The sequence below is a fragment of the Psychrobacillus sp. FSL H8-0487 genome (assembly GCF_038008385.1).
Lineage (GTDB): Bacteria > Bacillota > Bacilli > Bacillales_A > Planococcaceae > Psychrobacillus > Psychrobacillus psychrotolerans.
Genome location: NZ_JBBOZA010000001.1, coordinates 606,309 through 623,386, shown reverse-complemented (window position 1 = coordinate 623,386; position 17,078 = coordinate 606,309). Strand labels below are relative to the sequence as shown.

Annotated in this window: 13 protein-coding genes; 1 reads left to right on the top strand and 12 read right to left on the bottom strand. The window is 39.1% G+C overall.

The window, feature by feature from the left end:
* Positions 1-18: 18 nt before the first annotated feature.
* The 3 genes from fsa to MHI47_RS03070 all read right to left on the bottom strand — a co-directional run bounded on the left by fsa (position 19) and on the right by MHI47_RS03070 (position 2,168).
* Positions 19-666, bottom strand: coding sequence for a fructose-6-phosphate aldolase (fsa, locus tag MHI47_RS03080; RefSeq protein WP_090565661.1), 648 nt, complete (start codon positions 664-666; stop codon positions 19-21).
* 83 nt (positions 667-749) lie between these two features.
* The gene (locus tag MHI47_RS03075) at positions 750-1,607 is read right to left on the bottom strand and encodes a class II fructose-bisphosphate aldolase (RefSeq protein ID WP_093535773.1); all 858 of its coding nucleotides are present in this window, start codon (positions 1,605-1,607) and stop codon (positions 750-752) included.
* 204 nt (positions 1,608-1,811) lie between these two features.
* The gene (locus MHI47_RS03070) at positions 1,812-2,168 is read right to left on the bottom strand and encodes a response regulator (RefSeq protein ID WP_093535775.1); all 357 of its coding nucleotides are present in this window, start codon (positions 2,166-2,168) and stop codon (positions 1,812-1,814) included.
* Positions 2,169-2,335: 167 nt separating this feature from the next.
* Here MHI47_RS03070 and MHI47_RS03065 point away from each other — a divergent pair, with 167 nt between their 5' ends.
* On the top strand, positions 2,336-2,851 hold the full coding sequence (locus MHI47_RS03065) for a DUF2529 family protein (protein ID WP_340829428.1): 516 nt from the start codon (positions 2,336-2,338) through the stop codon (positions 2,849-2,851).
* Between the two features lie 366 nt (positions 2,852-3,217).
* Here MHI47_RS03065 and MHI47_RS03060 read toward each other — a convergent pair whose 3' ends face one another.
* From MHI47_RS03060 to MHI47_RS03020, 9 genes are all read right to left on the bottom strand, one after another.
* A complete protein-coding gene (locus MHI47_RS03060) occupies positions 3,218-4,813 on the bottom strand; it encodes a CTP synthase (RefSeq protein WP_340829427.1) in 1,596 nt (531 codons plus the stop codon).
* A gap of 219 nt (positions 4,814-5,032) precedes the next feature.
* Positions 5,033-5,575 carry a DNA-directed RNA polymerase subunit delta gene (gene rpoE / locus MHI47_RS03055; protein WP_175496206.1) on the bottom strand — a complete coding sequence of 181 codons (543 nt, stop codon included), beginning with the start codon at positions 5,573-5,575 and terminating at the stop codon, positions 5,033-5,035.
* Between the two features lie 338 nt (positions 5,576-5,913).
* On the bottom strand, positions 5,914-9,171 hold the full coding sequence (gene icmF, locus MHI47_RS03050) for a fused isobutyryl-CoA mutase/GTPase IcmF (protein WP_340829425.1): 3,258 nt from the start codon (positions 9,169-9,171) through the stop codon (positions 5,914-5,916).
* 36 nt (positions 9,172-9,207) lie between these two features.
* Positions 9,208-9,825: a TetR/AcrR family transcriptional regulator gene (locus tag MHI47_RS03045; protein ID WP_340829424.1), complete on the bottom strand. Its 618-nt coding sequence runs from the start codon at positions 9,823-9,825 to the stop codon at positions 9,208-9,210.
* Positions 9,826-9,834: 9 nt separating this feature from the next.
* The gene (locus tag MHI47_RS03040; RefSeq protein WP_093535785.1) at positions 9,835-10,974 is read right to left on the bottom strand and encodes an acyl-CoA dehydrogenase; all 1,140 of its coding nucleotides are present in this window, start codon (positions 10,972-10,974) and stop codon (positions 9,835-9,837) included.
* A gap of 232 nt (positions 10,975-11,206) precedes the next feature.
* The gene (locus MHI47_RS03035; protein WP_093535787.1) at positions 11,207-12,343 is read right to left on the bottom strand and encodes an acyl-CoA dehydrogenase; all 1,137 of its coding nucleotides are present in this window, start codon (positions 12,341-12,343) and stop codon (positions 11,207-11,209) included.
* A gap of 14 nt (positions 12,344-12,357) precedes the next feature.
* Positions 12,358-13,209 (bottom strand): 3-hydroxybutyryl-CoA dehydrogenase, encoded by an 852-nt coding sequence (locus tag MHI47_RS03030; RefSeq protein WP_340768227.1) that lies wholly within the window; start codon positions 13,207-13,209, stop codon positions 12,358-12,360.
* The gene (locus MHI47_RS03025) at positions 13,206-14,414 is read right to left on the bottom strand and encodes an acetyl-CoA C-acetyltransferase (RefSeq protein ID WP_340829423.1); all 1,209 of its coding nucleotides are present in this window, start codon (positions 14,412-14,414) and stop codon (positions 13,206-13,208) included. Before MHI47_RS03025 ends, MHI47_RS03030 begins: the two co-directional genes overlap by 4 nt.
* 379 nt (positions 14,415-14,793) lie before the next feature.
* The gene (locus MHI47_RS03020; RefSeq protein WP_340829422.1) at positions 14,794-16,950 is read right to left on the bottom strand and encodes a (Fe-S)-binding protein; all 2,157 of its coding nucleotides are present in this window, start codon (positions 16,948-16,950) and stop codon (positions 14,794-14,796) included.
* Between the last annotated feature and the right edge of the window lie 128 nt (positions 16,951-17,078).

Here is a 17,078-nt window from a genome sequence, read left to right as displayed (position 1 = left end):
CAGTTCTCCCTCGTCTTGTTACTCGCTTTTACGATTGTTCCAATCCGCTAGAAATCCTTCAATTCCTTTGTCAGTTAAAGGATGATTGAATAATTGTTTCAATACTTTAATAGGAGTCGTTGAAATATGTGCACCGTTTAAAGCTGCATCTGTAATATGTTGAGGATGTCTAATAGAAGCTGCAATAATTTCAGTGTCGATATTATGAATATCAAATATCTGAGCAATTTTCGCAATCAGTTCCATACCATCATGACCGATATCGTCTAGGCGACCTAAAAATGGCGATACATACGTTGCCCCAGCACGTGCTGCTAATAATGCTTGGTTTGCACTGAAAATAAGCGTAACATTCGTTTTAATGCCTTCTGAACGGAATACTGAACATGCTTTCAGACCTTCTGGAGTCATTGGTAACTTTACAGTAATGTTTGGTGCTATGGCAGCAAGTTCTCTACCTTCTTTAATCATTCCTTCTGCATCTAGTGCAATTACTTCTGCACTAACTGATCCGTCTACTAACGCAGTGATTTCACGAAGGCGATCGTGGAATGAGATATTTTCTTTTGCAACTAGAGATGGATTCGTTGTTACTCCTGATAGAATCCCCCAAGCGTGTGCTTCTTTTATTTCGTCAAAATTGGCAGTATCGATAAAAAATTTCATATGAATAATATCCTCCTCATGATGGAAAAACAGGAGAAGGTTCATTGAACACTTCTCCCTTGTAGCTATTTTTCTAATTATTATTAAGCTTTATTTGAGCTTCCAAACTCGCGCATTTTACCGATTACTGTTGCTTTAATCGCATCACGTGCAGGCGTCAAATATTTACGTGGATCATATTGCTCTGTGTCAGCAGCAAAGAAATCACGAATAGCTTTAGTAGCAGCGATTTGATTTTCTGTATTTACATTGATTTTTGCAGTTCCAAGTGAAATAGAACGTGTAATATCATGTGTTGGTATACCAGTTCCACCGTGTAAAACAAGTGGCAGGTCTGCAAGTTTCGAGATTTCTTCCATTTCTTTGAAGCCTAAGTTTGGTTCACCTTTGTATGGTCCATGAACAGAACCTAGAGCTGGAGCTAAACAATCGATTGCTGTACGTTTCACAAGTTCTGCACATTCAGCAGGGTCTGCATAGATAACTCCTTCAGCAATAATATCATCCTCTTGTCCACCAACTGTTCCCAGTTCAGCTTCTACAGATACGTTGCGAGCATGTGCATATTCTACAACTTTAATTGTAGTTTCTACATTTTCTTCAAACGGATGATGAGAAGCATCAATCATTACAGAAGTAAATCCTGCATCAATTGCTTCTTTACATTTTTCAAAGCTAGAACCGTGGTCTAAATGAATTGCCACTGGAACGGAAATTTTATAAGATTCCATTAGTCCTTTAACCATATATACGACTGCAATGAAACCACCCATATATTTTGCTGCACCCTCAGATACTCCTAAAATTACTGGAGATTTTTCTTCCTCAGCTGCTAACAGGATTGCTTGTGTGAACTCTAAATTATTAATGTTAAATTGCCCTACTGCATATCCTTCTTTTTTCCCTTTTTCCAGCATTTCTTTCATCGAAACTAAAGCCATTGAAATGGACCTCCTCTATTTGCTTTTATTCTCCATATTATCTTTGTTTCTTATTCTTTAAACGGAGATACCAATCGCCTGAAAAAATATATACTTACGCAATACTATTAACAGAACTATATAATAGTTTTAAATGGTATCTACCACTTTTCTTTTACATCATAACAAAAACAGGCGATGTTTTCCACTGCCTGCTGTTCCAACTTATTTCAGGAGATTATTCACAGAATCTCTTAGTTCAAATACATCGAATGGTTTAGTGAAATAGAGAGATGCACCTAACCTCTTTGATTCCTCTATGAAATTCAATTCGCCATATGCTGTCATCATCATGACTGGGATATCACTCCATTGTTCTTTAATTAACTTCAAAATTTGAATTCCATCCATACCTGGGATTTTCATATCGAGTAAAACACCATCGATCTTGTATTCCTTCAAAATTTCTAATGCCTCATATCCATTTGCAGCTAAACTGACTTCGTACCCTTCTTGGGCAAACACTTCTTTCAATAATAATCGTATTCCTAACTGATCATCTACTATTAAGATATGTTTCATAACATGCAAACCCCTTCTTTATTTATCCCCTATCTGTATTATACGATATTAGTTGCGTCATTCCCTCTTTTTATTTAAAATTTTTCCATATTAACCTGATTTATTACCCATAACTATATATTTTAAAAAACGCCATATGCATTATAATAAAGAAGAGGTGAATATTAATGAAGATGTTGACTACACAACTTTCTGGTTTATTACAAAGAATTGCCGGCTCAGAGGAAGAAAATATGGAGGAAACTGCTCGTTTGCTTGCCCAGGCAGCTGCTAGAGAAGGAACAGTTTTTTTCGCCACTTTTGGAGAAATGAAAAGTATTTCCCTTAATGCACAGTTTGCAGCCGAACCTTTTCCATCTATGCAAGTTTGGTCACCTGAAATAAAGCTGACAAGTGCAGACCGGGTTTGGATTCTTACTCGTTCCTGTGAAGACGAAGAAGCTTTGAAGTTAGCTAAAAAGATGAATGACGAGTTTATACCTTTCAGTGCATTAGCAGCAGAACCAGTAAGTGAAGCTAATATGCTAGCTGAACTTGCCTATACATATATATCCACTAAACTCTCGAAAGGACTACTACCTACTGAAGACGGAGGCCGCACTGTGCTCCCACATGCACTAGCTGGATTATTTGTTTATGAAGCAGTGAAAATGCAGGTAAATGAAATGCTAGTCGGTGAATAGTTTATATAAATGCCTAAAGAGATTATTCTTTAGTTGTTTTGAATTATTTCCCATTTAATCTATTACAGCTGACGACTACCCAAGTTTTCCATCATGCAAGATTGTCATTTCTGTCAAGTCGGCTGTTATAGGAAGGCACACCCATGTAGGATATTATTAAATAGTTATTCCACTAAGTAGAAAAGGATTACTTATGCTATATCGCATGAGTAATCCTTTTTTGTGGTTAGTGCTTTCACTTTTCTAGATGGTCCAGTTACAGACGCCAACTGCTCGATCGCTTCAGACTCTTAGTAAAGGCAAATGACGCCTTTTCTTTCAAGTCTTCCAGCGCTTTTCGCAGCTAAACGGCGTCTTCCACATTTCTTATTCACCAACGGCTGCTTTGATGAAGTCGCGGAACAATGGTTGTGGACGTTGTGGACGTGACACAAATTCCGGGTGGAATTGAGAAGCTACGAAGAATGGGTGATCTGGTAGCTCGATGATTTCGATTAGGCGACCATCTGGGCTTGTACCAGAGAAGACAAATCCTGCTGCTTCGAATTGCTCGCGGTACTCGTTGTTGAACTCGTAACGGTGACGGTGGCGTTCGTATACTAGTTCTTCTCCGTATGCTTGATGTGCTTTTGAACCTGGTGTTAACTTACATGGATATAATCCTAAACGAAGGGTTCCACCAAGGTCTTCTACGTCTTTTTGCTCTGGCAATAAATCAATAATAGAATGTTGTGTTGTTGGATCTAGCTCTGTAGAATGAGCACCTTCAAGATCTAGAATAGAACGGGCAAATTCTACTGTTGCTAATTGCATACCTAAACAAATACCTAAGAATGGTACATTGTTTTCACGTGCAAATTTAGTAGCGGAAATTTTACCTTCTACACCACGGTCTCCAAATCCACCAGGGACAAGGATTCCATCTACATCAGCAAGAATTTCAGCAACATTTTCTTCATTTACTTCTTCTGCATTTACCCATTTCACTTCTACGTCAGCATCAAATTTGTAGCCAGCATGTTTCATCGCTTCCACTACTGAAATGTATGCATCTTGAAGTTCTACGTATTTACCTACTAAACCAATACGAACTTTTTTCGACAATGATTTTACTTGGTCCACTAAACCAATCCAATCTGTCATATCTGCTTCAGGAGTTTGAAGTTTGAAATGATCTACTACAATTTGGTCTAAATGTTGTGCTTGTAAATTCAACGGAATTTCATATAGAGAATCTGCATCGATACATTCGATTACTTCCTCTGGTCTGATGTCACAGAAAAGGCCAATTTTATCTTTCATATCTTGAGGAACTGGCATTTCTGAACGAAGTACTATTACATTTGGTTGAATACCTAGGCTACGTAATTCTTTTACACTATGCTGTGTTGGTTTTGTTTTCATTTCTCCAGCAGCTTTAATGAATGGTACTAAAGTACAGTGAATATACATTACGTTATCGCTACCCACATCACGTTTCATTTGACGAATTGTTTCTAGGAATGGAAGAGATTCGATATCTCCTACTGTTCCACCGATTTCTGTAATAACGATATCTGCATGTGTTTCTTTTGCAGCTAAAAACAAACGATCTTTGATTTCATTAGTAATATGTGGAATTACTTGAACTGTCCCACCATTATAATCGCCACGACGTTCTTTTCTTAGGACAGATGAGTAGACCTTACCTGTTGTGATATTCGAGTATTTGTTCAAGTTAATGTCGATAAAACGCTCGTAGTGTCCTAAATCTAAATCTGTTTCTGCCCCATCATCTGTTACGAAAACCTCTCCGTGTTGATATGGACTCATTGTACCAGGATCTAAGTTGATGTAAGGATCGAATTTTTGGATCGTTACGTTTAGACCTCTATTTTTTAATAAACGACCTAGTGAAGCAGCCGTAATCCCTTTTCCAAGTGAGGATACAACCCCACCAGTAACAAATATAAATTTAGTCATTATGTGTTCCTCCTAATGTAATATCTAGCTCGCCACCACATATGATGGGAACATTTTCTTATTTCAGTATGCCTAAAACACTCAAAATAAATAAGAGTAAAGCAATAACAAAAAGCGCTCCGCCTGCTTCGTTGCAGGGGAGCGCATATGCACATGAGTAATGTCTCTTTAAAAAGAGCCCAATAAAATCTTATAGCGCATAAGAAAATAAGTCAAGAATTATTCTTCCTCTTCTTCGTCTTCTTCGTCTAAGTCCTCATCAATCTCAAATTCATCATCGTCTTCATCAATCAAGTCTTCTTCAATTACTTCATCGATCTCTGCTCCGACAAACTCGATCACTGGATCATCCTCATCGTCGTCGTCATCATCGTCATCTTCTACGAACTCATCAAATTCTTCTTCGAAGATAATTTCATCCTCATCTAAATCGTCTAATTCATTATCTTTTACTTTATCTTTCTTCTTACGAACTTTTACTGTAGGAGCTGATTCTTCTTCAATTTGTTCTACTGGATACCATTCTCTAAGGCCCCATTGGTTTTCAGCAATTGCTAAAAAGCGCCCGTCAATATTCATATCTGTATAGAATTGAGGTTTACGAGAAGCCATTTCCTCATCTGTTAATCCATTATAATGTTGAATCTCATCAAATAATTCCTTTAAAGTTAATGAGTTCTTTTTATCTTCTAAAATCGCAAATGCTAGATCGATTAACGATTCTTCTTGTAGTTGTGTTATTGTCATTTCACGAAATTTCAAATCGTGCACGTCCTTTCTATGTTTCGTTTGCATACTTTTCATTATATACACACAAGTATGTTATATGCTACATTCATTTATTCTTTTTGAAAAGAGAAATTTTACATCCTACAATTGTAAACAAGTAAAATGATATTAAAAGAAGTGGCACAGAGGCTAGTTGTTTGTTATATAGAAAAAAAGTTAGTAGTAAAAGAATCATTATGATCAAAATGTGAACAGGTTTTTTCATTCAAATTCTCCTTTACTACATACTAGGTATATTATACAAAAAAATAGTAAAAAAGTGTTCCGATAATCATCGGAACACTAAATTATTTTTTCAGGGTGCTATCCATTTACATATTACGTCGATATTGTCCCCCAACTTCATACAAGGCATGTGTAATTTGACCAAGACTTGCTTTTTGAACAGTGGTCATTAACTCTTCAAAAATATTGCCACCAGTAACTGCAACTTGCTTCAACCGAGCAAGCGCTTCCTCTGTCTCCGCTTCGTTCTTTTGTTGGAAATTTCGTAAATTTGTAATCTGCGTCTCTTTTTCTTCTGTCGTTGCACGTGCGATTTCCATATTATTAATATCCTCGTCAGAAGCAGGATTAGGATTTAAATAAGTATTCACCCCAATAATAGGTAGCTCGCCGGTATGCTTTTTCATCTCGTAGTGCATAGATTCTTCTTGAATTTTGCCACGTTGGTATTGTGTTTCCATTGCTCCAAGCACTCCACCTCGATCATTAATACGATCGAATTCGGACAGAACAGCTTCTTCTACTAAGTCTGTCATTTCTTCTACGATAAAAGCACCTTGCAGAGGATTTTCATTTTTCGAAAGCCCATGTTCCTTCGTAATAATCATTTGAATCGCCATTGCACGACGAACTGATTCTTCTGTAGGAGTTGTGATGGCCTCATCATAAGCATTTGTATGTAGCGAATTACAGTTATCCTGTAGTGCCATCAGAGCTTGTAATGTTGTACGAATGTCGTTAAAGTCGATTTCTTGAGCGTGCAAGCTTCGACCAGATGTTTGTACGTGGTATTTCAACTTTTGACTACGCTCATTTGCACCATATTTGTCACGCATAACAACTGCCCAAATACGACGAGCGACACGTCCAATAACCGTATACTCTGGGTCTAATCCGTTCGAGAAGAAGAACGATAAATTCGGTGCAAAGTCATCTATATTCATGCCACGACTTAAATAATATTCTACATAGGTAAAGCCATTTGACAGTGTGAATGCTAGTTGCGAAATCGGATTAGCTCCCGCTTCTGCAATATGATATCCCGAAATAGAGACAGAATAATAGTTACGAACCTTTTGGTCAATAAAATATTGCTGAATATCTCCCATCATTCGTAGTGCAAACTCCGTAGAGAAGATACATGTATTTTGACCCTGATCTTCTTTCAATATGTCTGCTTGAACAGTTCCTCGAACGACCTGTAACGTGGAAGTTTTAACTTCTGTAAACTCCTCAACAGTTAGGGTGCGACCTAGTTCTTCTTCCTTCAGGCGTACTTGTTGATCAATTGCGGTATTCATGAACATTGCAAGGATAATTGGAGCCGGTCCATTTATCGTCATCGAAACTGAGGTGGAAGGTGCACATAAGTCAAAGCCATCATATAACTTTTTCATATCCTCTAATGTACAAATACTAACACCAGACTCCCCAACTTTTCCGTAAATATCCGGACGATGATCTGGGTCTTCTCCGTATAGTGTCACTGAGTCAAACGCAGTCGATAAACGTTTTGCATCATCATCTTTTGATAAATAGTGGAAGCGACGATTTGTTCGTTCCGGTGTTCCTTCTCCAGCAAATTGACGTTTCGGGTCTTCCCCTTCTCGTTTAAACGGAAAAACACCTGCCGTATACGGGAATGAACCCGGCACGTTTTCTTTATACACCCAACGTAAAATTTCCCCATAGTCTACGAATTTAGGTAATACTATTTTTGGTATTTTAATTCCTGATAAGCTTTCCGTACGAAGAATCGTGCGAATCTCTTTATCTCGAACCTTTGTGATAAACTCGTCTCCAGCATAAGCTTCTTTTAAAGCTGCCCAGTTTTCTAAAATGCGTTTAGATTCTGCCGTCAGTTCGTCACGAACACCTGCAGCTAATGATTCAAGAGACTGAACTAGGACATCATCTGACGCTTTTTCCTTCACTTGTTCGATTGCACCTTCTAGCTGGAACAGTCTTCTTGCAAAGCCAACCTGTTCTTCCGACTTATGATGGTATCCACGAACAGCATCTGTAATTTCACGTAAGTAGTAACGGCGTTCATTTGGTATAATGACGTTCTGTTTTTGCGTTTTCACAAATTGATCGTACGAGGTCTCCCAAGTAGAACCAGTCTTTTCATTTATAGTAGCAACTAGTGCCGCAAATAATGAATTTGTTCCTTTATCATTGAACTGACTAGCAATAGTTCCATATACAGGCATCGTATCTAAATCATCATGCCAAAGTTCACGGCTGCGTTGATACTGCTTTTGCACTTGGCGAAGAGCGTCTTCAGAGCCTTTACGTTCAAATTTATTAATCACGATTAAATCTGCATAATCTATCATGTCAATTTTCTCTAATTGAGAGGGTGCTCCGAACTCGCTAGTCATTACATACATCGAGACATCCGATACATTTGTAATTTCCGCATCCCCTTGTCCGATTCCACTTGTCTCTACAATAATCATGTCGTATCCAGCAACTCTTACAACATCTAGTACATCGGCAAGCGCTCCTGATAATTCTGTACGTGAACCCCGAGTAGCTAAGCTGCGCATAAATACACGTTTGTTGAATATTGCATTCATACGAATACGGTCACCTAGCAGTGCTCCACCTGTTTTTTGCTTCGTTGGGTCAATAGATATGACAGCAATTTTCTTATCCGGAAGCTCTTGTAGGAAACGACGAATTAATTCATCCGTTAAAGAACTTTTACCCGCTCCCCCAGTACCTGTAATACCTAGTACTGGAGTGCTTTTAGATAGTTCTTTTGCTTGCCCTAGCATTTTAACTGCTTCCGCATTATGTGTTTGATGAGCTTCTTCCGCTACAGTGATTAGATGTGCAAGAACTTCTGGGTTTTCTGTCGTAACGTTAGAAATTTCTTCACTTACACCTTTTGCTTCTGTTGCTACATCACATTCCACAAGCATTTGATTGATCATTCCTTGAAGCCCTAATTTACGTCCATCCTCTGGTGAGAAAATGCCGGAAATGCCGTACGCTTGTAATTCTTTTATTTCTTTCGGAATAATTACTCCGCCGCCCCCGCCGTATATGCGAATATGTGGTGCTCCACGTTCGACGAGTAGGTCTTTCATATATTTAAAATACTCAACATGTCCTCCCTGATAGGAAGATATGGCGATTCCTTGTACATCCTCTTGAATTGCAGCATTTACTACCTCTTCTACCGAGCGATTATGTCCCAAATGGATAACCTCTGCTCCGCTTGCTTGTAGAATGCGGCGCATAATATTGATAGATGCATCATGTCCATCAAACAGACTGGATGCTGTAACGAATCGTACATGATTTTTTGGACGATATACTTCTACCGTAGACATGTTGATATTCCCCCTTGTTATGTTGAACGTGCTTTTTTATTTCATCCCATGTAGTAATAATTCCATTTGTAGTTCTGTAAATTGTTCGATTGTAAATTCCTTGCGCAATGCCCATCTGCGAAATGCCCACATTTGCCCTTGAACGACTAATGTATGTGCATACAGTTGTGCTTGTGCGTCGGTTAATTCAAGTTCCCCTGCCTGAATACAGCCCGTTATTATCTTGTGAAAAATTTCGACCATTTCTAATTCCTTCGTTAGTACATACTCCAAGGCCCCTTTTGGGAGAGATTTGGATTCTTGATACATAACTACGAATTCATCTGACATATCGTCAATCACACCATAATAGTGACGGATCGCAGTTTTTAAATCGCCGATGGTACCATTCTCTGCGGTAATTTGCGAAAGACGATTATGCACTTCGTTGTAAATGCTGTCACAAACCAGATACAGTACGTCCTCCTTTGTACGAATATATTCATACAAAGTCCCAATACTGAAGCCAGCTTCTTTCGCTATTTCTCTCGTAGTTGCACGGTGAAATCCTTTTTCTTTGAATAAAGTAACAGCTGCACGAATCATTTGCTCTCTTCTTTTTTCAATAAGATTCTCATCTTTCACCGATGTCTTTACTTCATGTTTCTTTTCCATAGACATCGATTACTTTGTTAACATACGAGAAATAACTAATCGTTGAATTTCCTGTGTACCTTCATAAATTTGTGTAATTTTCGCATCACGCATATAACGTTCTACTGGATAATCTTTTGTATAACCATATCCACCAAATACTTGAACAGCTTCTGTTGTTACTTTCATCGCTGTATCACCAGCCATTAGTTTCGCCATCGCCGATTCTTTACCGTATGAAAGTCCATTTGACTCTAACCATGCAGCTTGATATGTAAGCAAACGAGATGCTTCGATAGAAGTTGCCATATCTGCAAGTTTGAAGGATACCCCTTGGTTTGCAACGATTGGCTTACCAAATTGCACACGTTCTTTTGCATAAGTTACTGATGCATCTAATGCCCCTTGTGCAATACCAACAGCTTGAGCGGCAATTCCGTTACGTCCTCCATCTAATGTTTTCATAGCGATAATAAATCCTTGTCCCTCTTCCCCAAGAAGATTTTCTTTTGGAATACGACAATTATCAAAAATAATTTCTGTCGTTGGAGAAGAACGGATCCCTAATTTTCTCTCTTTTTTACCAACAGAGAATCCTGGGAAATCTGCTTCAACGATAAATGCACTTGTACCTTTATGCTTCGACTCTGGATCTGTTACTGCAAAGACAACATATATGTCTGCAATTCCACCGTTTGTAATAAAGATTTTAGAACCGTTTAAAACATAATCGTCGCCATCTAATTTTGCCGTAGTTTTCATACCACCCGCATCTGAACCTGAACCAGCTTCTGTTAAACCATATCCACCGATTTTTGTACCTTCTGCCATTGGGCGTAGATATTTTTGTTTTTGCTCTTCACTGCCATATTTGAAAATTGGCCAACCCGCAAGTGAAGTATGGGCCGATAAAGTTACACCTGTTGACGCACAAACACGTGATAGCTCTTCAACTGCGATACAGTATGCAAGATAATCTGAACCAATTCCACCGTATTCTTCCGGCCATGGAATTCCTGTTAAGCCAAGCTCAGCCATTTTATCGAAAATGCCACGATCAAAGCGTTCCTCTTCATCACGTTCAGCAGCAGTTGGTGCCACTTCTTTTTCTGCAAAGTCTCTTACCATTTTACGAATCATTTCATGTTCTTCTGATAGTTGGAAATTCATTGTTAATCCCGCCTTTTTAAGTTTAGTTTGTTGGAGCAGCGAGAGAGGGTCTCTCGTATAGCTTGTGGCCTCTCTCGTATGACCGAAATTCTTACTCGTATAGAACCAAATCTCTCTCGTTCAGCTGACAGTCTCTCATTTAGCTTTGGAATTCTCTCGTATAGCTCCCAATCTCTCTCGTATGACTGAAGTTCGCTTTCGTATAGAGCGGAATTGCTCTTAAATAACAGTTTTAATTCGTTAGATGTTTGGCAATTACGATACGTTGAATTTCACTTGTACCTTCGTATATTTCCGTGATTTTCGCATCACGGAAGTAGCGTTCTACTGGGTAATCCTCTGTATAACCATATCCGCCGAATACTTGCACCGCTTCAATTGCCACGTCTACTGCAGTTTTTGAGGCAAATAGTTTAGCCATCGATGCTTCTTTACCACAAGGAAGTCCTTGTTCACGAAGACTTGCTGCACGATAGACAAGTAATCTAGCAGCTTCTACAGCAGTTCCCATGTCAGCTAGTTTAAATCCGACTCCTTGGTTTACTGCAATTGGTTTACCGAATTGTACACGTTCTTTAGAGTACTCAACAGCGGCTTCGAAAGCGGCTTCTGCAATCCCAAGGGCCTGCGTTGCAATACCGATACGCCCAGTGTTTAGATTGGCCATTGCGATTTTAAAGCCTTCTCCTTCTTCACCAAGTCTGTTTTCTACAGGTATTTTCATATCTTCGAATGTTAGTTGAACAGTTCTAGAACCATGGAGACCCATTTTATGTTCATCTTTCCCTACGATAAATCCTGGCGTATCCTTTTCGACAATAAACGCCGTAATACCTCTTGAACCTTGAGAAGGATCCGTTGACGCAAAAACAATATTCACGTCTGCTTCTCCACCATTTGTAATAAAAACTTTTGAGCCATTCAATACATAGTGATCATCTTTTTTGACAGCTTTTGTTTTCAAAGCTCCAGCATCCGATCCTGCAGATGGCTCCGTTAAGCAAAAGGCACCTAAATACTCACCTGTTGCAAGCTTTGGAATATACTTGTTTTTTTGTTGCTCGTTACCGAAATATAATATCGGATTCGTGCCAACTGAAGTATGAACGGATAGAATTACCCCTACTACAGCACTCACTTTTGATAACTCATTAATGGCAATTACATAGCTTGTAAAATCCATCTCTGAGCCACCATATTGTTCTGGAACAGTGATGCCCATTAAGCCGAGTTCTCCCATTTTCTTCAAAATTTCACGTGGGAACTCCCCTTGCTCCATCTTATCTATAAAAGGTTCGATTTCTGTTTTAGCAAAATCTCTCACCATATTGCGCATCATCAGTTGTTCTTCTGTGAATTTCAATTCCATTCTAGTTGCCCCTTTTATTCGTAGATGTAGAATCCTCTGCCTGTTTTCTTTCCTAGCCATCCGGCTTTCACATATTTACGTAATAACGGACATGGACGGTACTTACTGTCTCCAAATCCTTCATGTAAGATTTCCATAATATAAAGACAAGTGTCCAAGCCGATAAAGTCCGCCAGTTGAAGGGGTCCCATTGGGTGATTCATCCCCATTTTCATCACATCATCAATAGCTTCTTTCGTTGCAACACCCTCGTAAAGTGTGTAGATGGCTTCGTTAATCATTGGCATTAAAATACGGTTAGATACGAATCCAGGAAAGTCATTTACTTCTACTGGCACTTTGCTTAGTTTCTTCGTCATTTCTTCAATCGCTGTGTAAACTTCATCAGATGTAGCGAGTCCACGGATGATTTCTACTAGCTTCATCACTGGAACAGGATTCATGAAATGCATACCAATAACTTGCTCTGGACGATTTGTCGCAGCTGCTATTTCTGTAATTGGTAACGAGGAAGTATTTGTTGCTAGAATTGTATGCGCCGGTGTAATGTCATCTAGTTGTTTGAAAATAGATTGCTTAATCTCCATGTTTTCGACTGCAGCTTCGATTACTAAATCGACATCGTTAGCATCTTCAATAGACAGGGACATTGTAATTTTATTTAGTACTGATTGTTTTTCATCTTCCGTCATCCGACCTTTTTCTACATTACGAGAAAGGTTTTTTGTAATTGTCTGGATACCACGATCGTAAAATTGTTGTTCACGATCATTTAGTTTTACGTCAAATCCTGCTTGTGCACATACTTGAGCAATTCCAGATCCCATCTGACCTGCCCCGATTACTAATACTTTTTGGATATTCATGCTTCACTGCCTCCTGTTTTTGGAACTTCGATCATGATGGCATCCCCTTGACCGCCACCGGAACAAATTGCAGCGATTCCGATACCACCGCCACGACGCTTCAATTCATACGCAAGTGTAAGTATAATTCGCGCACCTGATGCGCCTATTGGGTGACCAAGTGCAACTGCTCCACCATTTACATTTACTTTTTCTTCGTCTAATCCTGCTAGCTGACTGCTTACTAATGCAACAGCTGCAAATGCTTCATTTATTTCGAATAGATCTATCTCCGCTAGTGTTTTATCCGTTTTCTCAAGGATTTTATTAATTACTAATCCAGGTGTTTGTGGGAATTTCTCCGGTTCAATTGCTACTTCTGCATGTCCGATAACGTAAGCAAGTGCTTCTTTTCCAAGTGACATTGCTTTTTCCTCACTTGTTAATACGAGTGCACAAGCCCCATCATTAATACCAGGTGCGTTACCTGCTGTGATTGTGCCTTCTTTACCGAAAGCTGGCTTAAGTGTAGCTAATGATTCCAATGATGTATTGCGGCGCGGCGATTCGTCCTCTTTCACGATGACGGGCTCACCTTTTCGTTGTGGAATCTCAAGGGAGACAATTTCTTCTCCTAATACCCCATTATCTATAGCCTTCAATGCCAGGTCATGACTTCTAAACGACCAAGCATCTTGTTTTTCACGAGACAGCTCAAACGTTTCTGCAGTCGAGTTACCGTAAGTTCCCATATGAACATTTTTAGGATGGAACGAACAAGATAAACCGTCGTAAACCATGCCATCAACCATCGTCGCATCTCCCATACGTAAGCCGAATCTGCCCTTTGGTAAATAATATGGTGCATTAGACATCGATTCCATGCCACCTGCGACAATTACTTCCTCGTCACCAAGGCGGATCAATTGATCAGCAAGTGTGACACTCCGCATTCCAGAGGCACATACTTTATTGATCGTTTCCGTCTTGACGGACCAAGGAATCCCAGCTTTAGTTGCTGCTTGGCGAGAAGGAATTTGCCCTTGCCCTGCTTGTAAAACAGTCCCCATAATTACTTCGTCTACTTGCTCAGGGTCAATACCAGAGCGATTTAGAGCTTCTTTAATAGCTACTCCACCAAGATCAGAAGCAGTTAAAGTACTCAATGCTCCTCCAAATTTACCAAAAGCTGTACGTGCTCCATCCAAAATAACTGTTTTCGTCATATAGACACCCCTTATTATTGTATACGCTTTCAACTTTTCAAAAATAAAAAACGACTGAACGCTCGCTCGATTCATTTGTAAGAAAAAAGGGAGTAACAAATTACTCCCTTACTATAAAGTGAAAAATTCATCAGTGTTGTTTTTCTCCCACTGACTATTAGGTGAACCATTCTGGCTTTTACTACCATTTAAAACGTGATTAAGATTAGTTTACGAAACTATAAGACTATTTGCAATATAAATATAGTATTATTCAGACTCCAGCATCTAGCCTAGCCCCAAGAGCCGTTTCAGAATGACAGATAAAGAATAGGACAAATTTATCGTCATTCCTCAAACCCTTTTTAGGGGTGGTACTGGGGTGTCTGCACATTTCTCATTATTGAACGATTTGTTCTAACTCTTCCTCTTCCACCGGAGGAATAGATTCCCCAAATATCGATTTCTCTAGAAGTTCAGCAATATCGTAAGTCCCTACTGTTTCTTCCACTTCTTTAGCTTTCGTTCCATCTGATAACATTGTTAAGCAATATGGACATCCTGAAGAAATAATAGTTGGATTTACTTCTAGTGCTTGTTCTGTACGAGCTACGTTTACACGATTTCCAACATGCTCTTCCATCCACATTAGTCCGCCACCGGCTCCACAACACATACCATTTTCTCTATTACGATCCATCTCAACTAGCTTCACACCTGGAATAGCTTTTAATACTTCACGTGGTGCATCGTATACATCATTATAGCGTCCTAAGTAACAAGAATCATGGAATGTAATTGTTTCTTCCACTGCGTATTGCGGTTTCAAGCGACCATCTTGCACTAAGTCATATAGCATTTCTGTATGATGGAGAACTTCTCCGTTCCATCCAAAATCACCGTATTCATTTTTAAAGATATTATATGCATGAGGATCGATTGTTACAATCTTCGTTACCCCTGCTTTTTCAAATTCTGAGATATTTGAACCAGCTAACTCTTGGAATAAAAACTCATTTCCTAAGCGACGTGGTGTATCCCCAGAGTTCTTTTCTTTATTGCCAAGTATCGCAAATTTAACTCCCGCTTCGTTCATCAAATGTGCAAATGACAGAGCAATTTTTTGCGATCGGCTATCGAAGGATCCCATTGAACCTACCCAGAATAGGTATTCAAATTCTTCTCCAGCTTTCGATACTTCTTTTACTGTTGGAATATGAATTTCCGGACGAGCATCTCTCCAGTTTTCTTTTTCTTTACGGTTAAGGCCCCACGGATTTCCTTGACGCTCAATGTTAGTCATTGCGCGTTGTGCATCAGGGTTTACTTTCCCTTCCGTCATTACTAAGTAACGGCGAAGGTCAATAATTTTATCCACATGTTCGTTCATAACTGGACATTGATCTTCACAGTTACGGCAAGTTGTACAAGCCCAAATTTCTTCTTCTGTAATAACATCTCCAATTAGAGATGGACTATAAATGTCTTCGATCATTGCGCCTTCTGCTCCAGCAGCCATCGCAAGTTGATTTCCCTTTGTTCCTTGGAATGCTAGTGCTGGTACCCAAGGTTTTTTCTTCGTTTCCACTGCTCCCGTAAATGTTAAATGATCACGAAGCTTTACGATCAAGTCCATTGGTGAAAGCATTTTCCCTGTTCCAGTTGCCGGACACATATTCGTACAACGACCACATTCTACACATGCATAGAAGTCGATCATCTGCGCTTGCGTAAAATCTTGAATGCGACCTACCCCGAACGAAGGCATTTCTTCTTCTGCCTCTGGGTCTTCGCTTTCTTCTTCTTCAAAATTAATCGGACGTAATCTACCAACTTTGTCCAAACGGTGGAAGTAAACGTTTGCAGGTCCAGTTATTAAGTGGAAATGCTTAGATTGTGGAACATACACTAAGAATGTTAATAGAATGATTAAATGCACCCACCACATTGCAAAGAAAATTACTGCTCCTGCTGTCGGTGGTAAGAAACCGAAAATAGTAGCGATGGCTGATGCAACTGGTTCTGACCAAGTAGCACTATGATCGTGCCAAATCATCCCCATACCATTCCCGATTAAAACAGAAAGCATTAATCCACTTAGGAAAATAAGTACTAAACCATTTTTCCATCCTCGTTTTAAGCGAACTAATTTCTCTACGTAACGGCGATAAAATGCCCATACAACGGCAACTAAGATTAATAATGTGACAATTTCTTGGAAGAAAGTAAACGCTGGATATAATGGACCAAGCGGAATATGAGACCCTGGCGCTAACCCTTTCCAAATAAAATCGATTGCTCCTGCTTGGACTAATAAGAAGCCATAGAAGAACATAACGTGCATAATTCCGCTCTTCTTATCTTTTAATAATTTCTTTTGTCCAAAAACATACACCCATATTTTGCGAAGTCTTTCCTTCACATTATCTTCAAATTCGACTTTTTTCCCTAGTTTGATATACGTATATCTTGTTTTCAACAAATATGCGAACAATCCAACAGCATACACAACTACTGCGATAAACAGTATCCAGTTTGCAATTAAAAATGGATTCATCTTATTTCTCCCCCTCTGAGTTGTAAAATGATACTTTGAATAGAATAATACATTAGATTCGTAAACTAATATATAAGTAATTCAATATTAAAACTGAATGAGCATTCAGTCAATAGTTATTTATTCCG